This is a genomic window from Micromonospora palomenae (assembly GCF_007829925.1).
Lineage (GTDB): Bacteria > Actinomycetota > Actinomycetes > Mycobacteriales > Micromonosporaceae > Micromonospora > Micromonospora purpureochromogenes.
Genome location: NZ_VIXA01000001.1, coordinates 1,349,010 through 1,371,761, shown reverse-complemented (window position 1 = coordinate 1,371,761; position 22,752 = coordinate 1,349,010). Strand labels below are relative to the sequence as shown.

The following is a 22,752-nucleotide window of genomic DNA, read 5'->3' as shown; positions in this document are numbered from 1 at the left end:
CGCGTTGGCTCGACAGAGCAAGTACCCCGAGGAGTTCCGGCGTCAGGCCGCGGCGCTGGTGCTGGATTCCGGCCGCACGATCCGGGACGTGGGCCGGGAGTTGGGCGTCAACCACGAGACGCTGCGCAACTGGGTGGCCCAACTGCGCCAGGAACGCGACGGCGGCCAGTCGTCGTCGCCGCTCAGCGGCGATGAGCGTGCCGAGCTGCTGCGGTTGCGGCGGCAGGTGGCCCAGCTGGAGTTGGAGAAGGAGATCTTGAAAAAGCCGCGGTCTTCTTCGCACGCGAGACGGAGCGGTGAACCGGGCCGACGTGTATCGGTTCATCGACGCGGAGAAGACCACCTACCCGGTCCGTCTGCTCTGCCGGCTCCTCGGCGTCGGCCACAGCGCCTTCTACGACTGGCTTCGACAGGGACGCCAACGCGCCGCCGAGCGGAAACGTCACGACCTGCAGCGCGTCGAGGTCACCCGGCAGGCGTGGTCGGAGCACCGCGGCGTCTACGGCGCCCGACGGCTCACCGCCGAGCTGCACGAACGCGGCCACCGGTGGAACCGCAAGGCCGTGGCCCGGCTGATGCGTCTGGCCGGTATCGAAGGCGCCCATCGACGCCGGCGCGGAAAGCCCCGCCGCAAGGCCGCGTCGACCGCGACCGCGCCGGACCTGGTCCAGCGGCAGTTCACCGCGACCACACCCAACCGGTTGTGGGTCGCCGACATCTCCTACCTACGCACCTGGGAAGGATTCCTCTACCTGGCAGTGGTCGTCGACGCCTACTCCCGCCGCGTCGTCGGCTGGGCCATGGCCGATCACCTGCGCACCGAACTGATCCTCGACGCCGTCGGCATGGCCATCCAGCACCGCCGACCCGCCCGGGACCAGGTCATCCACCACTCGGACCGCGGGACGCAGTACACGTCGTTCGAGTTCGGCCGCACGTTGCGCTCCTGCGGCGTCCTCGCCTCGATGGGCTCCGTGGCCGACTGCTTCGATAACGCCCTGGCCGAGACGTTCTTCGCCACCTTGAAGACCGAGCTGGTCTACACCCGCGCCTGGCCCAGTCGCCACGAGCTGGAGATGGAGGTCTTCTCCTACATCGAGGGCTTCTACAACCCCCGCCGCCGGCACAGCCGTCTGGGTAACGTCAGCCCCGACACCTACGAAAAGATCCACCACGAGTCCCTAACAGACATCGAGGTGTCCGGCCGATAGGGGTCACTTCATGCCGCGATCCGCGCGTTGACCAGTCGCATGCCGGCGCACTCACCTGCCGTTCACCTTGGTGTCAGCAATACGGTCGCGCCTGCTGCGGTAAGCCGGTCGGCAAGCAGTTTCATCTCAGACGGTGTGCCAGTGATGCCGAGGCCGGTCAGCGCGGTGTATGCGCCGGCCGCTTCACTGATCGTGGCCCCGCCCTTCCGGAACGCCGCGAGGAGACGGACTCTCAGCCGGCCGCTGGCAGCCGGATCGGCTTGCAACCGGACCAGGCCGACACGGGCGATGAGCGCCTCCCGCACGATGCCGGGCATCTCACCCCAACCATCCACCTCCGCGGCTCTGCCGCACCCGCTACACCGAGTCGAGACTGCCCAGGCGAGCCTGTCCCCGTCGATCGTCTCTGTGACCTCACCAGCGGTCAGAGCGCCGCACTCCAGACACGACTCGATCAGTTCATGCCCGATCAACTCCACGTCGCCCACAGCCGTGACGGTAGCCGCAACGGCCGAGAGACAGATGCAGCGAAGGACGTAGAGCTCAGGCCGCGATGCGGCCCGCCGAAATGCTGAGCCTAGGTCCCTGGGACGGGCTGCTAGCTCTTCAGTGCAGCAGGTACGCGGTCAGCCGTTCGGCGAGTTGCTTCGGGTGGCTAGGCGCCATTGTGCGGCAATCGCCGATATCATCTGCGGCGATACCCGGCCGGCGGACACCCGACGCTGGATGTCCGCCAGGGAGAACTGGTCCTGGCGGGCGATGTGCACCGTCGTCGGCGCGTCCGGCCAGTCGTTCAGAGGCTACGGCTCGCTCCGATCGGCGCCGACCTGGTCCCGGCCGGCATGCCGCCTTCCGCTCCCCTGAAGGCGTGACTTCGTCGAGGGCTACGGGGTCGGACGGTGCACTGTAGGCATGTTGGGCGTCGGCAGGGCGCTGTCTGTGCGGTGCAGATAGCTGATGTCCGACGAACAACTCCCGGACGGCGGGCTTTGTTCGATGTATCGCTCGGTGCGAGGGAGTGGCACTTCGATGAGCTTGCCGTCGTACAGCATCCACAGGCCGAAGCAGTCGTCCTCCTCGTCGTGGATAAGCACCTGCACCGTCTCGGGGCGCGGCCAGGGGAGGGCCTGCAGGTACTCCAGTAGTTCAGCCCAGTGGTGTCGGTGGGTGAACTCGGCGGCCCAGCCGCGGCCGAACGTACCTGGCCATTGGCTCTCGATGGGTACGAAGGTGTTGTTCCACGGGCGTGTGCCGTCGTTGTCATGGGTTAGTGGGGCCATCACCTCATGGGCGTCGGCGGCCAGCACGACGACTTCCGCGAATCTGCTCACACCAGCATTCGATCTTGTGGGCGCGGTTACCGCAACTGCCTTGAGTCGGGTTGTGTGGCCCGCAGCGGCCGCGCCGAACGACTCCGTGCCACCCTCGTGCCAGTAGCCGGTGCGCTACAGGGGCATGAGCGGACACGAGCCGTGACCCACTCCTGCCGCCAGTGGCCGTTGCGGTCGTCCGCGACGCTGACCCTCGTCGTTGAGCGTTGGCGGTCAGCGGCACGAGTTCAGCGGTCCTGGCAGGGCGTACCAACGGCCGGCTTGCACTTCTCGCAGTTTGCCCAGCTGGGAAAGGTAGGAGCAGGCCGTCTGCAGGTCCTCAACGGAAGGGCGGGCGTCGGACTGTTCGTCCAGGAACCACTTGATGCGCCAGGCGTCGAACGCCTCGGCGTCGTCGACCAGGTCGACGTCGACCTGCTGGCCTTGCTCATCAGTCATGCGACAGCCTGCGCCGTGGACCGAGTACTCGATACCCGTGCTTGACTTGCCCTCCCGAGGCAGCGTTCGCGCGTGCCTGACTGCCGTCATCAGATCCAAGACGCAGTCGACGGCCGGGTAGGCGTCGAGCAAGCGCGACCGAATGCGCTCCAGGGCGGCGGCGTAGCGATGGACTGCCGCGATTGCTGCTTCAGTGCTCTCGTCCACATGATCAGTATGTCGGCACGTTGTGACTGAGCAGGGCCGTAGTGCCCCGTCGGGTATGTGGCGACCAGCGGTGGGCAGCCAACGATGTAGCGATGTCCTAGAGCGTGACCGGCATCCGCAGCCTCGGCGCTGAGCAACTTCAGATACCGAGTCGATGGCTGGGGCGCGCCAGCGATGGGACCGTGTCATAGGTGTGCGCCTCTGCGTGCGTCCCTCTATCAGTCCGGAGTCGTCCTGCTCTCTGGAAGATCAATCTCAGCTGCACCAGGTTGACCTGGGCCTCCTGCTTGGTGACCTCTTCGGCGCACCCAAAGTGGCCTCAGTTCCGCAGGGTTGTCAGGGTGGTTTGGAGGAACTCGGCGATGGTGGGTGCCAGTTCTTCGTCGACGAGGGGAGTTGGGTTGTCCGAGTAGCCGGTGATGTCGAGGTAGAGGTACAGGTTGCCCGCGAGGACGCGCAGGGTGTGCGTCCCGTCCTGGCCGTTGGCCGGTGGCTGGTGGGCCCAGTCGAGCGCGTCGACGTCGAGCGTCACCCCTGCCGGGCCGGTCGGAGTGAGGGAGGTGGGTTGGTGGGCTTGGTGGAAGTCGAGGGCCTGTTGGGCGGTGTCGTGACGTCGGATCCAGAGCGCGATGGTGCCACCCCGGCTCTTCTTTCCCGTACCAGCGGTGCGCAGGCTGCAGTAGGCGGTGCCGTTGTAAATCTGTTCGTCTGGGTAGCCGGGCAACAGATCACCCAGTCGGTCGTCGAACAGATCCAGCGGTAGCTTCCGGCAAAATCCCTCTCCCGGCGCCGGGTAGTCCGATTGTGCCGTCGCGGTGGTCGGCCGAGGCGTGGGGCGGGGCGGGTTGCCTCGCAGCCGGCGGATGCTTTCGGTCACGAAGGCGCTGGTGGCGGTGCGCAAGGTGGCGGCTGTCGGCGCTTCGGCGTTCTTGTCCCCGGCCCTGACCAGTACGGTCATCACGAGGTTCCGGTCGAGGACATGGGCGGTGAGTTCGGACGCGAAGCCGGAGTCGGCGTCCCGGTCCTGCCAGGCCAACTTGTCCACGTCGATGTCGGTGCCCGGTGACTCAGACGTGCTCTTGCCCTGGGTGCGAGTGCGGTGAGCGGCAGCGGCTGCCGCCGTGGTCGGGTAGGTGTACAACCACACCGCCACACCGCCGTACGGCGGGTCGTAATAGTCCGTGCCCTTCGTGGTGTCCAGATGGCACTCACCCATCAGCGTGTCGGTGAGACCGACCACCTCTACCGTCCCCCACGGGAGCTGCCAGGCACCGAAGTCCGTGTACCGATGGCCGACGTGCTGCTCCAGCAGTTGAAAGGGAAGAGTCCGGCAGATGCCATGCGACGGGTCGGCGTAGAGCGCCGGGGATTCCACCGATGGCGCGCCCGCGTCAGGAGTGGAACACGCGCCGGCGGCCAGCAGCGCGACCATTACCGCGGCCAGCGCGCGACGCCGCACATACACCTTCGTGCCACTCACCCGGGACCTCCGACGGTAGACGGTGAAGCGACACCCTACCGAGCGGGGCACCCGAAGTACGCCCGGCCTGCACCGTGGCGCGACCGACTGCCTAGTGGTGGGTGAGTTGGCGTTAGCGTGTCGCAGTCGGCGGGCGGCGGCCAGGACGCCGGCGGGATCTGTTCCCGGGTTGGCATCACCGTGCAGCAGCTGGCTGTCAGGATGTGACGGCCGGCGCGGCCACCGGCTGACGAGGTGAGGGAGGGCGTCGGCGTGGCGGTGGGGATCGGGGTCAGCGTCCTGGTCGGCGGCGAGCGTGTGGACCCGGCCGACGTGCTTGGTGCGGTGTCGCCGCTGGCGCACGGCGTCACCGTACGGAGGTCCGGGTCGGTCCTGCTGCTCACTGCCAACGAGGTTGGCTCGCTGGCGGCGCTCGCGGAGCCCCTTGCCGCCTGGTGGCAGGGTTACGGCCCGACCGAGGGCGACAGCGCTGTGGCTCTACGGTTCGCTGGCCAATACGGGGCGAGCGAAATGACGTACTGCCGCCCTGACCTGGCGGTAGAGATCGTGCGGGACACCATCCTCGTTGAAAGTGGTCCTGTTTACGGGCCTGGTGAGCGCCCAGGTGTGGTTCGCCGAGTGGGCGCCTGGCTGGTGCGACCGTTCCGGGTCGGCTTCACTGCGACGCAGGTGCAGGTGGTGGAGGAGCAGGGTGTTCTGACGGTGGCGCTGGCCGGCCGTGAATGGGACGACACACCGCGCTGCCTGGAGTTCCAGGCCTGCGATCCGACTTACGAGCATTACGACCCGGAGGACGACGAAGGCCTGTGCCTGGTCACCGAGGCACAGGCACCCGCTTGGAACGGACTGCGTGCGATTCGACTGGACCGGGGCTTACTACGCGTGCGGCTGACCCGAGAGGCGGCCACGGAACTGGGGCTGCGCTCGCCGGCGCTCAACGTTCGGCTTCGGCTCGAGCCGGCCGAACTGGCGGCACTGCGGGTAGGGCTCGGCAAATTCTTCGCGCTCACCGCGGCACACGCCAGCCCGAAGCTCAGCCTGGGCGATCCGAACGCGACCGACGACCTTTAGAGACCGACGACGCACGGTCGGCTCCGGGTAGCCAGGGCCTGCCGAGCGGCTGTAGGCAGCCGCGCTGGGAGCAACCGCGCCAGAGCAGTACCCTGCGCGGCGCTGCCCGGATCAGGTTTCGAGCCTGCGACCGTTCGCAGGCGGCTGCCAGATGTGGGGCGCTGGATTCCGGCTGCGATCATGGCCCTGTGACGTCCTGGACCCGGCCGTACAAGGACCCGATGCGGCTCTTCAGCGGCACATTCGCGATGGTGGGCACGCTGTTCTTCGCCTTCGTCGCGTTCCGGATGACCGCCGACCGGCAGAGGGTTCCGTTGGCTGCTGTGTCGGTATTCGTTGGATTCGCTGCGGTATGGCTCACTTTTGCGTGGCGGCTACACCGCACCGCGCTCGTGATCGATCAATGGAGGGTCCGGGTGCGCTGGCTGTGGCGAACGCGCACCCTTACGCGGGAGCAAGTCTGCGGGTTCCGCACCAAACCCGATTGGCTGGTCCCGGAGCGGCTCTGGTTACAGCTCTGCGACGGCACCATGGTCCGGACGCCTGTTCGGAGACGATGCGCCACCGCATACCGAGTTCACGACGGCGGCACCGTTCTCGCACATGAGCGCTACGAGGGGCTCCTTGCCGATCTGAAGAGGTGGATGGCACATGTTTCTCGCTGAGAGCTGACCGCGGCAGAATCAGCGCGGCGCCACGGTGTGCCGATCCGGAGGGTCGGCGAAAGTCGCCGTCACCGCCCTAGCGGTTGATCTGTCGTACCGTTCGCGTGTGACGGACGAGGACTTCACGATCAAGTTGACCAGAGACCAAGCGTTGGTGCTGTCGGACTGGCTCGATCGGATGATAGGCACGTCTGCGTTCGACGGCCTGGTGAATCAGGAGCGTGCGGTCTGGTCGCCGCTGTACAAGATCGCAGGGGCCCTCGAAAGCTCACTCGCCGAGATCTTCATGCCTGGTTACACCGATCGTCTCGATACTGCTCGGGAGCGGCTTCTGGACAGCCTCGGCGAGATTGGCAGGCCAGCGCCCTAGCAGGCATCGGCGGCACTCGCGCTCACGCATCCGTTTCCGCCGTTGGCCGAGACCGTGTCGTCACCTGACAAGGTTCGTAGTTGACCATAATCTAGCTTTCAGGTGACCAGTGTGTCCGTCGAGCGCGTAGGCAGGGTTCCATGACTATTCCGACAGGCCCGGGCGGTGAACCAGCGCGGAAGGTGGTCCCGCCGGCCAGCTTGCTCGCGGAGGCGGCACGGAACCCGGGGGGCTCGGTCGCCGAGATCGATCAGACGTTGATCAGCGACCCGAACGGCTACATCCCGGCGGAAGCCGTGCGGGGCGTGTGGAAGGTGGACGAAGAAGGCCAGCTCACCGGTGAGTTTCCGCCGAACCCGAAGTACGGGCCTGTGCGGGACGACTTCACCAGGCTCGTCAGCACTGGTCATTTCCTCGACTGGTTGGGAGACGATCCGGCCGAGACATTCCGGCAATCGGTCGCCGAGATCATCGATCAGCAGGTGCCGGGAGCGACGGTACGATGGATGAAGATCACCGACGAGCCACGATTCCTGACCGCCGGGCGGCGTGCTCCCGACGACCCGAGTAGCCTGATCTTGACCCGTGCCGCTCTGGCTGCGTCCTTCGCGATGGGAGTCGATTCTCCCTCTGGCCGCTACGAGCTCCTGTCGGGCGTCTACAGCATCGCAGTCGCAGGTCTTGACCGAGGCGAGCGGGCGCGCAGCCGAGTGTGGTTCGACCTGTGGGCGACGCTGGACGCGGCGGAACAACAACTACGTGACCGCATCGCCGAGGTCGCGTCACCGAGCTGATCCACCGAGACACCACGGGTCGGAGGGACAGCGAGACGACGTGAGCTGATCAGCCGCGACCATTCCGCCGCCGTGGGGCGCGGTGAGCCGTCGAGGGCATGTCACAGGAAGTGCCGCGGCGAGTTCATGCCAGCCGGAGCCAGCGGTTGTGAATGTCCTCGTAGCGCAGCGGGTCGACGGCGGCCGGGTCGTCGAGGAGGGTGACCAACAGGGCGCCGTTGGGGAGTCGGCGCGTGTGGGTGGCGACCTCGAGCAGCGGCGGTGGTGGCAGACGGTGGTCGGGGCCGAGGTAGGTCCACCAGCCGAGTTCAGCCGGCCACCCACCGGCCGGGTGCACGGCGTCGTGGATGCCCCGGTGCCAGATCTGATCACTGGACCATTCGTCGAGGACTCGGCCGACGTGGGCGTTGAGACGCTGCGCGACATCGAGCCACAAGCTGGTCAGGCGGCCGTGCAGCTCGCGGAAGGTGTCTGCCTCGGGCACCGGGCGGCGATAGGCAAAGCATGCGTCCAACGCCCAGACGAGGCGCCCGTCTTCCCAGTTGACGAAGATGTCGATGTCGTCGTTCGTCCACAACTGACCGTGCTCGGTGCCCGTCGCCATCGCGGCAAGCGCTATGTCGGGGTCCTTGACCGTGCGTAGGTCGGCGTCGGGCTTGGTGAACAGGTTGATGCGCCCATCGGGTCGCTGTGGGTGCAGGTTCCGCTCGGCCGCCAAGGCATACAACTGACGCATAGCCGATTCGGCCGCCACCGGTACGCGCAGTTCCCAGGTCCAGTCCGACCCCACGATCGCATAGTGTGCCGATCCGTCTCCAGCCGGAGCAAGCCGATCGCAAGATCCGGTCGTGCCGGCGCCCGCTGCCCTCGAAGCGACACCGGATGGCGCTACCGAGCAGCATCCTCATCTGCCGCCGACCGGGCGTCTCGCTGAGCAACCAGCTGCCGCGTCCGAGCCGAGCCGTGTAACAAACCCGGGTGCAGACCGAGGCCTCGACGTTGTTGCGTCCGGCGCGGCGGCTCAAGTCAGAGCGCTCGCAACGCCTGTGGGGCGACCTGACGTCCAGCGTCTGCGCGGCGCGTCTTTCAACGTGCCTACGGTGCTGTTCTTCAGTCTGAACGGCTATACACCCGCTGCCATCGAGTACGCCGATCAAGTTCGGATCGCGCTCTTCACGTTCGGCCCGGGTCTCGTGCCCTTTCCCGTCAACGACTTTGCGCAGCATCTGGCCCTTCTGGCCACTCCTGCCGCTGGGCCGAACACGTCGACGAGCATGGCCTTCGCTCCAGGGCTATGCAGAGCTGGATGGCGGGAGTGGAGCACGGCCGCCAAGATTGCCGCCGTGCTCGCCACCCCGGCTGTCGTCACTATCGCTGGTCCCGTGCTGTTCGCCGTCGGCCGGGAGGCGACGCGACGGTCAGCGCAAGAAGGGAGCGCCTTCGACGACGGTGTCGCTCAGCGACGAGCGATCGTCACGACCGCAGGAGTAGCCGGCACGATCATGCTGCTCTCGGTCGCAGTTCAGAACCTTGTTTGGGCCATCACGGGCGACGCACCAGCCGATGGATCACCCGGCTTCGGTGCGGTAGTCGGCGCCGGCGTTGGCCTCGCGATGGTCATTGCGCTGAACTTCGTAGCGCGTGCAGGGAAGCTGGCGTGGATTTGGGTTTCCCGGATGCTGTGGAATCCCCAACAGGAGACCGGCCCATCTGCGATGGGCTGAGCCGGCTGCCGGCCCAGATGCCCTCGCGAAGCGCGGGCGAGGCGGGTGCGTTGACCGAGGACGAGGCGTACGACGGACCCTGGGACGGCCCAGGTCCGTGTGTGGTTGGTTAGCATGCCCGGCGATGATGTTTCTCCTTCGCTCCCTGCGGCTACGCCGCGCCGCCCGTAGGCATTTCGGCTGGCAGAAGCTGCGCCCCACCCAGCTGCGCGCGATGCGCACGCTACTGGCCGGCCGCGACGCGCTGGTCGTGCTGCCCACTGGGGGCGGGAAGTCTGCTGTGTATCAGGTCCCCGCCACGCTGCTGCGCGGCCCCACGGTGGTGATCTCACCGCTGCTGGCATTGCAGCAGGATCAGGTCGGCAACCTCAATGACCGGGACGATCCGGCGTTGCGGGCGGTTCGGATCAGCTCAGCGGAGAGCCCGAGCAAGCAGGCGGCGGCGCTGGCCGAGCTGCGCTCGGGTGCTGCGAAGTTCCTGTTCATCACGCCGGAGCAGCTCACTTCGCCGGAGCGGCTGGCCGAGGTCCGCGCGCTGCGTCCGGCGCTGGTGGCGATTGACGAGGCGCACTGCATCTCGTCGTGGGGCCACGATTTTCGCCCTGACTACCTCACTCTCGGTCACCTTATCCGCGGCCTGGGCCGCCCGCCGGTGGTGGCGCTGACCGCCACGGCCTCGCCGCCGGTGCGCGAGGAAATCACCGCGCGGCTCGGCATGCGTAAGCCGCGGCTGGTGCTGTCCGGATTGGACCGTCCGAACCTTCTGGTGGCAGCGATGCACTGCCCCAGTGAGGACTACCGCTGGCGCAGGTTGCTCACCCTGCTCAAGGAGGCCGACCGGCCCGGCATCGTCTACGTGCCGACCCGGCGGGCCGCCGAGGAACTCGCCGAACGGCTGTCCGACGCGGGTTTTCCCGCGCAGGCCTATCACGGCGGCATGGCGGCCGGACTGCGGCACCGCCGTCACGAGGACTTCCTCGCCGACCGGGTGCCGATCATGGTCGCGACGTCGGCGTTCGGTATGGGCATCGACAAGCCGAACCTCCGCTGGGTGGCACATGTGGCGCTGCCCGACTCGCCGGACAGCTATCTGCAGGAGATCGGCCGGGCAGGGCGCGACGGTGAACCGGCCCGGGCGTTGCTGCTCTACCGAGCCGAGGACGTTGCCCTGCAACGCTTCTTCCACGGCGGCGCGCCTGAACCGGACGAGCTGCGAACGGTCGCCGCCGCCCTGCACAACGGCCCGTTGACGCGCACCGCGCTGGCAAAGGCCACCGGCCTGGGCCAGCGCAAGGTCGCCAGTCACATCAGTCTCCTCGAGCAGGTCGGCGCGGTGGCGACGGGGCCCCGGGGCGAACTCACGGTCGCGCCGTATGCGCCCCTGCCCGATCAGGCGGCTCGGGAGGCGCTGGCCGAGTACGCCCGCTATCAGGCCGGGCAGCGTTCGCGCACCGACATGATGCGCCGCTTCGCCGAGAGCCGGGGCTGCCGGATGCAGTCGCTGCTGGGCTATTTCGGAGAGCAGTTGAGCCGTCCGTGCGGGCACTGCGACAACTGCCACGGCGGCACATCGGAGGTGCTTCCGGACGACGGGCCGTACCCACTGCACAGCACCGTGCGGCACGCCACCTGGGGGTCAGGCATGGTCCTCGGGTACGAAAAGGACCGCATGACCGTGCTCTTCGACGACGTCGGCTACAAGACCCTGTCCGTCGCGGTCGTGCAGGCGCAGGGCCTGCTGGCACTCGACGCGAATGGCCGCTAACCGTGCAGCACGATGCCACCGCAGGTCCACGCCCCGCCCCCAGGCCCCAGCTGCCTGCGGACTCGCCGACGCTAACCAACACAGTTCAGACCACAACGACACGCGGTGCCATCAGCGGTTCCGAAAACAGCGGAGCACCACCGGAGCGCCACGTCCCCAAGTTTAGGAAGATCCGTCCCGGGGTCTGAAACCGACCAAGGTCGTGCCGCATTTCTGCTCGTCACGGCCTTGATCGTGAAATGCGCCCGAAGGGACTCGAACCCCTAACCTTCTGATCCTTAAAACGACGCCGATCAACCGCCTGCAGCGCCAGTATCCTGCTGCTTCCCTTCCTTCCGGGCCGAAGGCGGGTCGCAGTCGCGCAACCTCTGCTCGGTGGGTCGGTCATCGAATTCTGGCACCGCGTTCTGCAGTATTGCTTTTGCCTGAGTGGACGAGGGACGAACCAGGTCGCCACCGACTGGGCTGGCAGCGCAGGCTGGTTGCCGGGTCCATCAGCCGGCCGCGCGGATGTCGATGGGTTGAACCCGTAGCCCAGGCTGCGGGCGCCTACACCATAGGGCCACTTATGTCCGTACCCCTAGCCTGTGGCCAGCCGGCCCGGCCGGAGACTCTCGACCCCAAGTAAACCAATACGGAGGCCGGGAACCGCGCAATGAGCGCCCTCCCCGCCTCCGCATTGAGCAGAGCGTCTTTAGTTCAGAGCAGGCCCCCCAGGAGCTCGCCGTCCGCGCTGGCGTACGCGTCGCTGTGTACACCGACGTCACCCGTGACGCTGTCGAGGCCGTGCACGGTGCCGCCGAGGTCGCCGGTCACGTCGCTGACCAGGCCGGTGGCGCCGTACGCCGTGCCGCCGAGGTCGCCGGTCACGCCGCTGACGCCGAGTCCGCCGGCGGTGCTGTCGAGGGTGCCGCCCAGGTGGCCGGTCACACCGGTGAGGTCGAGTCCGCCGAGGGTGCTGGTCGCGCCGCTGAGCCCAAGTCCGTCGACGGTGGTGGCCGCGCTGACGCCGAGGCTGTCTTCGGAAAGCAAGGAGGTGATGCCCTGTACAGGAACGTAGTCGGAGACGAGCGGAACGATGTCCTGCACGTCGGCCGGGGTCACGTCGTTGAGGCCGGCGTTGTCCAGCGCCCCTTGCGGGTCCGCCTCGTACGCCGCTCGGGCGTCGACGTTCGTGAGCAGGCCGAGTACGAAGTCCTGCAGGCTCTGCGGCGACACCATGTCAGCGGCTGCGCCCATCTCGGCGGTCGACCCCGCGCTGGCGGTGGAGTCCACGTTGATGGTCGCGCTCGTATCGGCGGTTGCCTCCGTGTTGCCGGTCCAGTCGGCAGCAGAGGTCGGGTTCCCGTCGGCGGTCGAATTTGTGCTGGCGCTTGCACTCATGTTGCCGGTCTCCTCGATAGGTGTTGTTAGGACGTGTCAGACAACATCGCCCGGACCCGGGATCGACCGTAGGCCGAAGCGGCCGTATCGGACATCGGGGTTGCACCCCAGCCTTATCCGGCCGGGTTAGGGCATGGGTGGCGGTTGGCGTTAGGGGATTAAGGGCTCTTGCGACGAAATGCCGAGGGGTAGCGCCTGGATTAGGGCCGACAGCGGCTCGGCTTCCCATGACACTGGCGTTCGCCTGTCTCACGGGCGGCCCCGGGGCGATCGACTGACAGACGGTGACAGTCCGGAGGCCTTGCTACGAGGCCGTTGCGGCCATGCCGGCTCATGGAAACCGCTTCGTGGCATCCGCTGGTAGCTTCGCCACTGGCCCGACGCGGCACGCAGGGGTGAGCCTGTAAGCCCTGAGGGCTCGGCCCATCGGTCTGACCCGCCGTCCGCGCGGCCGATGCACCGGCTGTTCTTACCGAACGGCTGCTTGCTGGTCTACACCAGCCGCTGCTTCATCTGGTCCCAACGGGAGAGGGCTGCCGTCGTGCGCGGCAGCCGTGCGTGGATCTCGGCGACGTCGGAGCGCCACGCCCTCACGGTGACCATGTCTCGGTACAAGAAGGCGACGGTCGGATGCCATCGTGGCTCGTTACCGGTACCTGTGGGCCGGTTCGCGCCGGTTGCCGCGGTCGACTCGACCCAAGAGGTGCCGCGTATGCCTGCCTCGTTGATGTGCTGGTGATCGGCGGCGGGCTGGCGTTTGGCCGATGGCTGTTGCGCTTCAGCCGTCGGCGTCGATGTCCATTGGGAGGGGCTACTACCTCCGGCACGACGCAGGCATGACTCAATCCCCAGAGAGGGAGCTTCCATGCGTATCCGTCCACCGCTGGCCGTCGGGGCGGCCTTCGCCCTGGTCCTGACACTTACTCCATCGGTCGCTTCGGCCGTAGTCGATGTTGGGTCATCCGGTGTCGAGCGGCTCGATGTCCGCCGTACGTCGGACCCGGTGCGACCCACCGATGCCCAACTCGCCGCGGTAGGCAAGTTGAGCGCCGTCGCGGGCGCCGGTACCCGGGTCAGCTGGGACCGGCGGTTCGGGACGCCTCGGACGATCCGCAAGGACGGAGGCTGGCTCACCGGCCCGCGCTCCGGGAATGCGATCGCGGTGGCTCGGTCCTTCATTGACGCCAACCGCGACGCGTTCGGCCTCACGGCGGTGGACGTCGCGTCGCTGACCGTCGTGCGGGACCACGAACTCGTCGGCACCGGCACGCACGTGGTGAACTTCGCGCAGACGTACGCCGGCTTGCCGGCGGTGCGCGGCGGGCGCCTCGGCGTGGCCGTGACCAGCGACGGGAAGGTCCTCTCCTACGCCGGCAACTCCGCCCGCGGCGGGGCTCTCAACGCAGCGCACAAGCTGTCCGCCGGCCAGGCAGTAGAGGGGGTGGCCGGCAAGCTCGCCCCTGGGGTGGCCTACACGGCGCAGCCGACCGGTGACCGCGCAGGGTTCCAGGCCTTCGCCAAGGGCCCCTTCGCCGGTGAGTCCTACGTGCAGAAGGCGGCGTTCCCCACCCGCGACGGCGCCCGACCCGCCTACCGTGTCCTGTTCATCAAGGGCCTCGACGAGGCGTGGGACACGGTCGTGGACGCGGCGACCGGGGAGACGCTGTACCAGGCGTCCCTGGTGGCGCGCGACGCCGAAGGCACCGTCTACGAGAACTACCCGGGCGCGCCGGCCGGCGGGGCCCCGGTCATCAAGTCGTTCGGGCCGACCGCCCAGTCGCCGTCGGGATACGTCGACCCCACCGGCCTGGTGGGTATCGCCGGGCCGACGACCTTCGGCAACAACGCCAACACGTACGCGAACTACTCGAACTTCCTGGTCCCCGCCGACCAGGGGCCGCGCCCGGTGAGCCCCACCGCCCAGTTCAACTACGCCTACGCCGCCAACTGGGCGCGCAGCAACGGGCAGACGCTGCCGCCGAGCTACGTCCAGGACCTCGACTCGGCGGCGACGAACTTGTTCTGGCACCACAACCGCATCCACGATGAGTTCCGGGCGCTGGGCTTCACCGAGTCCGGTGGCAACTTCCAGGCCAACAACGGCGCCAGCGGCGGTCAGGGCGGCGATCCGGTCCTCGGGCTGGTGCATGCCGGCGCGGCCAGCGGCGGCGCACCCACCTACACCGGCCGGGACAACGCCTACATGCTCACCCTGCCCGACGGCATCCCGGCGTGGAGTGGCATGTTCCTGTGGGAGCCGATCAACGACACGTTTGAGGGGCCGTACTCGGACGGCAACTTCGACGCCTCCGTCATCGAGCACGAGTACGCGCACGGGCTGTCCAACCGGTACGTCAGCGGTGAGGACAACGCCCTCAACACCCACCAGTCCGGCTCCATGGGCGAGGGCTGGGGCGACTGGTACGCGCTGAACTACCTCTACGGCAAGAAACTCGCCACCACGGCAGTGGTCGGCCAGCACGCCACCGGCAACACCACACGCGGCATCCGCAACTGGAGCTACGACCAGAACCCCACCGGCTACGGCGACATCGGATACGACCTCGGTGGCGCCGAGGTCCACTCCGACGGCGAGATCTGGACGGCCACCCTGTGGGACCTGCGCAAGGCGCTGGTCGCCCGCTACGGCGAGGCGGCCGGTGGTGAGATGGCCGCGCGGCTGGTCACCGACGCGATGCCGCTGTCCCCGGCGGATCCGTCGTTCATCGACATGCGCGACGCGATCCGCACCGCGTTGGACAACCGCTACCACAGCAGGTCCGACTACGCCGCGCTCGTAGACGCGGTCTACGGTGCCTTCGCCAAGCGGGGTCTGGGCCTGCACGCCGCCACCGACGGCGGCGACGACACCGACCCCACCCCGTCGTACGAGCATCAGAACCCGGCCCGTAACGGCACCCTGAGCGGCACCGTCGTCAACGCCGCCACCGGCAAGCCGATCCCCGGCGCCCGGATCATTCTCGGCGCGTTCGAAGCGCGGGTCACTCCGCTGCGGACGTCGTCCGCCGATGGCGGGTTTTCCGCGCCGGTGTCCGCCGGCACCTACCCGGTGACCATCGCGGCCGAGGGTTTCGGCGCCCACACCTTCCCGAGCGTGAAGGTCACCGCCGGTCAGACCTCGGCGTTGCGGTTCGCGCTGGCACCCAACCTGGCCTCCGCCGCCAACGGCGCCACCATCGTCTCGGCCACCACGACCGGCGCCGCACGGCTGATCGACGACACCGAGGCCAGCAGCTGGAAGGCTGCCCGGGGCGCCGGCAACGCCGTGATCAAACTGGCCGCGCCGGCGCAGATCTCGTCGATCCAGGTCAGCGCCTTCACCACCTCCCGATTCGAGGGGCTGCGCGGATTCACCCTGCAGACCTCCACCGACGGAACGAACTGGCAGACCGCCCTGACCCGGGCCGAGGCGTTCGGCTACCAGGCGCCGCGCCCCACCGCGCCCGACCTGCACTACAAGCAGTTCACCCTGTCGAAGCCGGTGCAGGCGCAGTACGTGCGGTTCTGGGCCGACAGCGCGCTCGGCGAGACCAAGACGGACGTGCAGAGCGCCGAACTGCAGGTCTTCTCGAAGACCGTCACCGGGGTCGAGCCGCTGCCGCCGTCCCCGCCGGACGCGCCGGTGACCGACACCGGGATGATCGTCACGGGCAACCCGTCCACCGGCACGGCCGACGACGCCACCGGCGTGACCGCCACGGCGTTCAAGACGGCGTGTGCGGTGCCGCCGGCGCCGGCGCAGGGCGCGGACGGCTGGGTCACCAAGCTGCCGGACAGCTTCGGCGATGGGGCCCACGAGGCGCGCGTGCACAGCGACACCGCCACCGCGTACGACTTCGACCTGTACTTCTACGACGAGTCATGCACCCTGCTCGGCTCGGCGGCGTCCTCGGCCGCCGACGAGTCCGGCACGATCCCGAGCGGAACCCGGTACGTACTCACCCAGCTGTGGCTGGGCGCCGCGGTCCCGTTCACCCTCACCGCAACCGACACCAAATGAACTGACCACACCTCCGCCAGACCCCCGGGTACGGGATGGTGGCCGCCGGACAGCCGGCCGCCATCCCCCGGGCGGTCAGCGACAGAGGGCCCAGGCGAGGTTGCGCGCCGTTCCGCGCTGCCGCTTCACGAAGGGGGCTGGATGCTGTGACACCAACGCGTACGAGGTGGGTCGGGTCCGCACACGCCGGCGCCCTCGTCTTGCTGGCGGTGCTGTCCGGGGCGATGCCGCCGGCGGCGGCTGCATCGAGTGCCGCGGAAAGCGGATCACCGAATGCGGAGGCGCTGAGAGCAAACTGTGCCGCGTACCCGGGTGGAGCGACGACCTGCTCGGCGCAGGTTCCCAGCTTCGATGGCGCGCCGCTCGACGTGGATGTCACGCGGCCCATGTTCGGCACCGGTGACACCCATCCGTTGATCGTGCTGCTGCACGGCTTCGGCAACGACAAGCACGAGTGGGAGTCCACCTCGGATGTCGCCGACGGGGCGGACAAGTACCACTGGAACAACCACTGGCTGGCCGCGCACGGCTACTACGTGCTCACCTACACCGCCCGCGGCTTCCGCGACAACGGCCCGAGGGCCAGCTACCAGCCGTCAAGGGCTACCAGCCTTCCCGGACGGGGCCAAGGTCGTTCGTCCGGTAGGGCGCTCCACCTTGTCCCCGTCCGGGAAGGCTGGCAGGTCTACAACTGCCAGACGAGGAGATCCGCCCCGACAGCAGAGCGCCGTCGTCTCTCACATGCCGCCGCGCCGGATCATTTCGCTCCGAACAGCGCATCGACATCTACGAAGAGTCGCCTTGACGGAGAAGTGGGCTGGCCCTGGCCGGCATCAACTACCGCTCTGATCTCCTCAACCGTCTTACGGAGCTCTGTGGCTAAGGTCTGATCGAGCATCAGCGCAGGCAGGTCGGCAAGCAGTTCGTCGGCGTCCTTGACGAGTTCCGCCGCCGGGACGGGTACCTCATCTTGCAGGTCCTCGATCCATGCTTCCGGACCTCTGTACTCGATGAGGCGATGGCCCGTCGTGGCTTGATGGAGCCGCTCTGCGCGAAGTGCCAGCACGGCGTACCGACAGCCCCAGGAAAACACAGGTGCCCGAACGCCCATCATCATCGGCCTACTGTGCCACCTGGGGGACGGCGGCTGTACAGCCATCCGTACAGCCAAGCCCGCCCGCTGACGCCGACACTGCCGACAACAACGGACAGGCTGACCAGGAGCGAAGCCACCCGATCAGCCATCCGCGATCTTCTTCTGATTTCAAGGCCGGCGGCGCGCCTGATAGAACAGGCGGCGTGGAGATCGCCGAGTTGCGCCGAGCGCTGGACGACGTGTTCGACCAGGCCGTGGTGTACCACGCCTACACCAGCTACATGCGTGATTACGAGGTCATCGTTTACGCGACCGCCGACCCGATGACCGGCATCCAGCCGGCACACCTCCGATACCTCTTCAAGCACTGCGTGCAGGCCGAGGCGAGCACCGCCCTGAGCCCGGACGCCTGGCGCGAGTCGTTGGATGAACGGCTGACGGACCCAGAGATCGGGCCGGATCTCGACGGCTACGTGTGGGCAGTGAGATGGCAACCGCTCTATCCCGGGGCGGAACTGATCACCGACTCGCGGCGTGCGCAGGACTGGGCAGAACGAGTCGGGATCGACTTCCACGAGGTCCGCATCGAGATGAACGGCCACAACCTCACCCTGATCTTCAGCGAACTGGAGGTAACGGAGCTTCCCATCGGCTACACGCCCTATGTGGTTGCCGAGGACGACTAGCGAGATCTTGGGCAGGGTCAGGTGACCCCAGCTTGACCCCAGCGAAGCGCAACCGGCCGCCATCAAGAGAACATCGACGCAGAGGTGCGCCGAGGCGAGCGGGGGAGGAGCCGAGCTTGGACGCTCCTACGGATCAAATGCTCCCGATCGCGCAAACCTCCACCGATGCTCGGGACGACTTCGTGCCGGCGTTGGCACCGTGCTACCGCCATGGCTCAACGCCAGACATTAGGGGGAGGGCGGCTTCCCCGGTGGCCCCTCGCGACACGTTGTGCTCGGAAGTTGCCCGGCGAGTCGTCGGCACTGCTGGGCAGCGCCAACCATTGCGGGGGCACTGGTGGGCAGCGGATCCTGACGAGCGAGGATCGGATGCTCCGTGTGTGCTCCAGCGATCGGACCGACGGCGGCAGGTATCGGCGAGCACGGGAGGGCTCTCCTGAGCACTCGTGGGTATCCGCTGGCAGGTAAGCTATGGCCTCGCGCCCTCGTAGCTCAGGGGATAGAGCATCGGTTTCCTAAACCGAAGCCTATCGATCGGTGTGGCCGCGTGACCTGCTGTATCGACCGTCCTCTTTACTCATGTTGGGTCGCACCTGCCAAGTCTCTGCTCGGTCGGTCGATGTTCGTCGCTGTTGCCTTCTGCGTCGGGCCACGCACATCAATGCCGCTCATGGGGATATGGGATGTTCCTGGTCACCTCCTCCGCAGCCCAGTCGGAGAACTGACGTGCGACAGCCCGACGCGCGGTGTGCCAGACGTCGTCGTTGTCAGGTAGTTGTGCAACGTCATGCACACGTATTGCACGAGCCGCCGAGCCCGATGCTTTGTGGAAGATGTCACCTGCCTCGACCACGACCTGGAAAGCCCGGCTGCGATCGCTGACCGACTGCATGACCTGCCGGAGCGCCTTCGGGTCCCGAAGGAACAACTTCAAAGCCCGGGTCCCGGTCCCGTGGGTTCCCCCGACGCTAACGATCGTCTTGCCTTCGTCCAGCGCTTTGCGAGTGAAGAAGTTTGGCATCACGCTTATGAGCAGCCAATCGGTCGAAAGCCTGCCCTCGTTGTCAACTCGAGGGGCAAGGCGCCGTGTGGTCCGTACGTCCGTGCGAGCGACGAGTGGCCAGTTAGGCCTAGTCACCCATCCGTGGTCGGCAACTAGCCGCTGACAGGTGCCGTGCAGATCCCGTGGGTCCTCGTGCCATCTGTACGGCAGGTCGACTGTGTCTCCGACATATTCGAAGCCTGCGGCGCTGTGGATCCGGCGGTAGCCGAACGCCAGCCGGGCCAGCGGCGCCGCCTCGGGCGAGCCGATGACAACGAGATTACGTTCTAGCTGTGTTTCGAGTGTCTCAACCACTTCGAGGAGGTTGTGTTCCGCGCAGTAGGCAAGTGCCGGATCGGCGATGGCGCGGAACGCGGCTAGGTCGTCAGGGTGGTTGCCAGACAGCTCAAGCAGAGGATGCGAGTGCGGCATAACAAAGTCGTAGTCCTGCCGATAGTCGACGCGCAGTAGCTGGAGCGCCTCTTCCCGTTCCCTCCGCCGGCTTATCAACGTCCGGGCGAGTGGCTCGAGCTTGGGAAGCAGCAGACCGGCCGCCCGCCCTAACAGTGCTGAGCTGGCTACCTCCACCGTCTCTCCCTGCTTCGCTTCGTGGTGTCATGCGCAACGCGCTACTCGGACATCTGCCCTAGATCTTCCATTCCAGATCCGAAGCCCTCGCCAAAACTGTCGCGGGCCTTGGCTAGCGCGGTAGCGACCTCCTTGAATCGCCGCTCAGTCTTCGCCACGATCATGGGCGGGATTGACCGCGTATTCCGGGTAAGCGCAACCTTGTTGAACAGTTCTTCAAAGCCTCGATGGCCCAGGACAGTACCGTTTAGGGTGCCCACAACAGCGTCGGTTTTCGAACACATTAGGATGCCGATCGCGTCCCATGGGGCCTGTTCCCGAATGGTTACGGCGGCAGTTAGCCCCCCGGCAACAACGTAGGGCGTAACCGGATTGCCGCCGATCGTAAGAAACGACCATTGCGGCAGCTCGTGGACCAGCGATAACACTGAGCCTCTATCCTTGGGCTTGTAGCCGGTAAAGGCAATCGACGGAACGACCATCCCATTGTCAGGCTGACAGGACAGCAGGTAGGCGTCTTCGGACGACGTTCCGTACGTCGGACCAAAGGTCATGGGCTTGCCGTTTATCAGCGTGAACGTATGCGTTTGGTTTGCGATAATCGCGCTCTCGAGCTGGATCCGGCCAGCCGAGCGAGCTATAAACAGCATGGCGGCCACGCAGTAGCCTGCACGTATCATGGCCCACTGCGTTGAGCCGTCGAGCGGGTCGAGCACCAGCAGTCGCTCACCCGGATTCAGCTCCGGCGGAGGCTTCAAGCGCTCCTCGCCGATAATGTCAATGACCCTAAGGTCGCGGTAGGCCGGGTGGCGGCTAAAGGCGCGCCCGAACTCCACTTGGGCTTCCTCGTCGGCCTGGATTGGATCATCGCCCAGATGCAGTTCGCCCTCGGCGAGGAGCAGGCGCTTCCAGCCTCCGCTCGTCTCCAAGTGACGGAGAGTGCGCATCGCTGCTTGGCGCAGGGCGGACGCACCGATACGGGCGAGCTCGTCAGCCATCGATCACCCCCGAATGCTGGCGCTAAAGACTGTCGATTCCAGCCATCGTTAGGTCCAAATCAGCGTACAGCGCACCGGCCCCTTGGACGCAGACCCGAATGGTCACCGCTGATAATCATTCGACTCAAGCTCCAGTCCGGTTCGCGCGCGAACGTATCGCTTTACAGGCATTTACCCGAGTCGTGCGCGTGAAGTGTTAGCCGGCTGTCGCGGACGGAAGTGTTCGTTGTGTGACCTCCCGTCCTCTCGTCATCCTGACACTCACCCTGCTAGCGTAGAGACGCATGCTGAAGCCGAGAACGGAGGACGCCGATGGCATCGCGACTGACGAGTGTTCGCTTGGACGACGACACGTTGGACCGGCTACGCCTGGTCGCTGAGGTGAACGAAACCAACATCGCCGCCGAGGTACGAGAGGCCGTGCGACGGTACTTGGAGTCAGAGCTCGAGGCAGAGGACTTCCCCAGGCGCCTTGACGAGGCACATGCCCGGCAGCGTGCCGTGATGCGGAGGATTGTCTCGTCCATCGGCCGTCAGGATCCCTGAGAGCACCCTGGATCTACATGGATGACCAACGCGGGCTTGGCCCGTCGGGCTCGTAAATCTGGTTCTGGGCAGTGACGTCCGGATTTGGGGCGGCCGACGACGCCGGACGTGACCAGCCGTACCACGACGCCGACGCGTTCGCTGAAGGCGTGGCCCGCCAGCTTGACCTGGGAAACCACGTGCGGCGGCACGCCCAGCTCCATCAGCAGGGACACCCGGTCGAGGTCGAACAGGTCTGGTGCGTGGCTCAAGGGTCGGCGTTATGGCTCGGCCGTGGCGGGCGCGTCGGTGAGGTTGCGCTCCAGTTCGCGTGGCAGTAGCTGCCATGAGGTGTAGGTCGGGGTGCGGAAGTCCTTGTCGCCTGGTCGGGCGGTGGTGGGTCCAACACGCTCGAATCCAGCGGTGTCGTAGTCGATCCGCTTGAAGGTGGCGACGCGCCAACTGGCGCTGGCCCAGGGCGGCAGGGGAGTCCCGTCCAGCCGGAATGGCGTCTCGGGTTTGTCGGCGAGGGTGTCGAGTTCGGGTTGGGGCGGCAAGCGGGTGCCGGTGTAATCGAGGGCGACGAGGACGGGTGCGACGGAGTGCCGGTCGTCGTCGATGCGGGCAACCCGCAACAGCGTCAGATTGCCGTTGGCGGCGCGGTAGCTGAGCACATCGCCCGGTTGCAGGTCGGTGACGTGCCGGCTGGGACGGCGCACCTTCTTGCGCTGAGGCTGTGGGCCGGTCAGTTGTGCCCGTGCCTTGTTCAGGACGTCCCGGCGCTTGGCACTGAGGCGAGGGTTGTCCGACCACCTGGCCAAGTCGGCTCCGCTGTCGATGGCGGCGAGGGCGCGCTCGCGAACTCTGGGGTCGAGGCGGCCGAGCTTGGATTGAGTGACGGCCAAGGCCAGCCAGACTGAAGTGGCCTCGTCCGGGTCGTCGAGCGTGTCGGCGTAGGAGCCGAGCATGCGTTGGGTGGCCTCGTCGTCGTCCAGGCCGTCTTCGAGCATCTCTCGGTACTCGTCGCGCACGTCACATGCCGTGTCGTCGGAGAACAGGCCAGGCCCCCAGGCGCCCATGGTCACCCCCATTGCGTTCACGTGTCCGGCGCCTGGCCAACCTGCCACAGGTACGCCTTCCCGTCACCTGAGGCGGGCTGCCGGCGGTGCCGGCGGTGTCGGGCTCCACTTGATGCGTGACACATCGGCTTCACTTGACGCGTGACGGCTCCCGCATGATCGGTCGTCGCTGTTACATGGAGTTACTACTTGACCGGGCGGGAGCTCGATGGTCCGTCAGAGGACGCGGTCATTGGCATGTGCGTGTGTTGCAGTGTCAGGAGCCAATCCAGGTTGGT

Annotated in this window: 19 protein-coding genes and 2 pseudogenes; 11 read left to right on the top strand and 10 right to left on the bottom strand. The window is 67.0% G+C overall.

Going from position 1 to position 22,752, the window contains the following annotated elements; all coding sequences use genetic code 11:
- Positions 1-4: 4 nt before the first annotated feature.
- Both FHX75_RS32180 and FHX75_RS06215 read left to right on the top strand, forming a co-directional pair.
- Positions 5-220 (top strand): annotated as a pseudogene (locus tag FHX75_RS32180) (transposase); the annotation flags it as partial.
- Positions 221-290: 70 nt separating this feature from the next.
- Positions 291-1,211: pseudogene (locus FHX75_RS06215) on the top strand (IS3 family transposase); the annotation flags it as partial.
- A 62-nt stretch (positions 1,212-1,273) separates the two neighbouring features.
- Here FHX75_RS06215 and FHX75_RS06210 read toward each other — a convergent pair.
- The 4 genes from FHX75_RS06210 to FHX75_RS06195 all read right to left on the bottom strand — a co-directional run bounded on the left by FHX75_RS06210 (position 1,274) and on the right by FHX75_RS06195 (position 4,667).
- Positions 1,274-1,699, bottom strand: a complete 426-nt coding sequence (locus FHX75_RS06210) for a hypothetical protein (protein ID WP_154937071.1) — start codon at positions 1,697-1,699, stop codon at positions 1,274-1,276.
- Between the two features lie 396 nt (positions 1,700-2,095).
- Positions 2,096-2,542: a hypothetical protein gene (locus tag FHX75_RS31110; protein ID WP_211364345.1), complete on the bottom strand. Its 447-nt coding sequence runs from the start codon at positions 2,540-2,542 to the stop codon at positions 2,096-2,098.
- A gap of 213 nt (positions 2,543-2,755) precedes the next feature.
- Entirely contained in the window at positions 2,756-3,187 is a 432-nt protein-coding gene (locus tag FHX75_RS06200) for a DUF6896 domain-containing protein (protein WP_154937070.1), read from the bottom strand.
- Positions 3,188-3,506: 319 nt separating this feature from the next.
- A complete protein-coding gene (locus FHX75_RS06195; protein WP_154937069.1) occupies positions 3,507-4,667 on the bottom strand; it encodes a hypothetical protein in 1,161 nt (386 codons plus the stop codon).
- A gap of 252 nt (positions 4,668-4,919) precedes the next feature.
- Between FHX75_RS06195 and FHX75_RS06190 the strand changes: the two genes are divergently transcribed.
- From FHX75_RS06190 to FHX75_RS06175, 4 genes are all read left to right on the top strand, one after another.
- Positions 4,920-5,738 (top strand): hypothetical protein, encoded by an 819-nt coding sequence (locus FHX75_RS06190; protein WP_154937068.1) that lies wholly within the window; start codon positions 4,920-4,922, stop codon positions 5,736-5,738.
- A gap of 221 nt (positions 5,739-5,959) precedes the next feature.
- Positions 5,960-6,403, top strand: coding sequence for a hypothetical protein (locus tag FHX75_RS06185; RefSeq protein ID WP_154937067.1), 444 nt, complete (start codon positions 5,960-5,962; stop codon positions 6,401-6,403).
- A gap of 106 nt (positions 6,404-6,509) precedes the next feature.
- Complete coding sequence (locus tag FHX75_RS06180) at positions 6,510-6,773, top strand: hypothetical protein (RefSeq protein WP_154937066.1); 264 nt, start codon at positions 6,510-6,512, stop codon at positions 6,771-6,773.
- 140 nt (positions 6,774-6,913) lie between these two features.
- Entirely contained in the window at positions 6,914-7,567 is a 654-nt protein-coding gene (locus FHX75_RS06175) for a hypothetical protein (RefSeq protein WP_154937065.1), read from the top strand.
- 124 nt (positions 7,568-7,691) lie between these two features.
- Here the strand turns inward: FHX75_RS06175 and FHX75_RS06170 are convergent, their stop codons facing one another.
- Positions 7,692-8,357, bottom strand: coding sequence for a hypothetical protein (locus tag FHX75_RS06170; protein ID WP_154937064.1), 666 nt, complete (start codon positions 8,355-8,357; stop codon positions 7,692-7,694).
- 58 nt (positions 8,358-8,415) lie between these two features.
- On the opposite strand from FHX75_RS06170, the gene FHX75_RS06165 reads away from it, so the two are divergent.
- Both FHX75_RS06165 and FHX75_RS06160 read left to right on the top strand, forming a co-directional pair.
- On the top strand, positions 8,416-9,291 hold the full coding sequence (locus tag FHX75_RS06165) for a restriction endonuclease (protein WP_154937063.1): 876 nt from the start codon (positions 8,416-8,418) through the stop codon (positions 9,289-9,291).
- Between the two features lie 124 nt (positions 9,292-9,415).
- Entirely contained in the window at positions 9,416-11,056 is a 1,641-nt protein-coding gene (locus FHX75_RS06160; protein ID WP_154937062.1) for a RecQ family ATP-dependent DNA helicase, read from the top strand.
- A gap of 699 nt (positions 11,057-11,755) precedes the next feature.
- On the opposite strand, the gene FHX75_RS06155 is transcribed toward FHX75_RS06160, so the two are convergent.
- A complete protein-coding gene (locus FHX75_RS06155) occupies positions 11,756-12,439 on the bottom strand; it encodes an IniB N-terminal domain-containing protein (RefSeq protein ID WP_154937061.1) in 684 nt (227 codons plus the stop codon).
- A gap of 1,042 nt (positions 12,440-13,481) precedes the next feature.
- On the opposite strand from FHX75_RS06155, the gene FHX75_RS06150 reads away from it, so the two are divergent.
- Positions 13,482-16,460 carry a M36 family metallopeptidase gene (locus tag FHX75_RS06150; protein ID WP_211364344.1) on the top strand — a complete coding sequence of 993 codons (2,979 nt, stop codon included), beginning with the start codon at positions 13,482-13,484 and terminating at the stop codon, positions 16,458-16,460.
- A 757-nt stretch (positions 16,461-17,217) separates the two neighbouring features.
- Here the strand turns inward: FHX75_RS06150 and FHX75_RS06145 are convergent.
- Positions 17,218-17,577, bottom strand: a complete 360-nt coding sequence (locus FHX75_RS06145; protein ID WP_154937059.1) for a hypothetical protein — start codon at positions 17,575-17,577, stop codon at positions 17,218-17,220.
- Between the two features lie 182 nt (positions 17,578-17,759).
- Here FHX75_RS06145 and FHX75_RS06140 point away from each other — a divergent pair, with 182 nt between their 5' ends.
- Positions 17,760-18,242, top strand: coding sequence for a YxiG-like protein (locus FHX75_RS06140; RefSeq protein ID WP_154937058.1), 483 nt, complete (start codon positions 17,760-17,762; stop codon positions 18,240-18,242).
- A gap of 658 nt (positions 18,243-18,900) precedes the next feature.
- Here the strand turns inward: FHX75_RS06140 and FHX75_RS06135 are convergent.
- Positions 18,901-19,872 carry a hypothetical protein gene (locus tag FHX75_RS06135; protein ID WP_154937057.1) on the bottom strand — a complete coding sequence of 324 codons (972 nt, stop codon included), beginning with the start codon at positions 19,870-19,872 and terminating at the stop codon, positions 18,901-18,903.
- Between the two features lie 41 nt (positions 19,873-19,913).
- The gene (locus FHX75_RS06130; protein WP_154937056.1) at positions 19,914-20,870 is read right to left on the bottom strand and encodes a hypothetical protein; all 957 of its coding nucleotides are present in this window, start codon (positions 20,868-20,870) and stop codon (positions 19,914-19,916) included.
- Between the two features lie 312 nt (positions 20,871-21,182).
- Here FHX75_RS06130 and FHX75_RS32175 point away from each other — a divergent pair, with 312 nt between their 5' ends.
- Positions 21,183-21,416, top strand: a complete 234-nt coding sequence (locus tag FHX75_RS32175; protein WP_154937055.1) for a ribbon-helix-helix protein, CopG family — start codon at positions 21,183-21,185, stop codon at positions 21,414-21,416.
- 260 nt (positions 21,417-21,676) lie between these two features.
- Here FHX75_RS32175 and FHX75_RS06120 read toward each other — a convergent pair whose 3' ends face one another.
- Positions 21,677-22,486 carry a DUF4259 domain-containing protein gene (locus FHX75_RS06120; RefSeq protein ID WP_154937054.1) on the bottom strand — a complete coding sequence of 270 codons (810 nt, stop codon included), beginning with the start codon at positions 22,484-22,486 and terminating at the stop codon, positions 21,677-21,679.
- Positions 22,487-22,752: the final 266 nt, after the last annotated feature.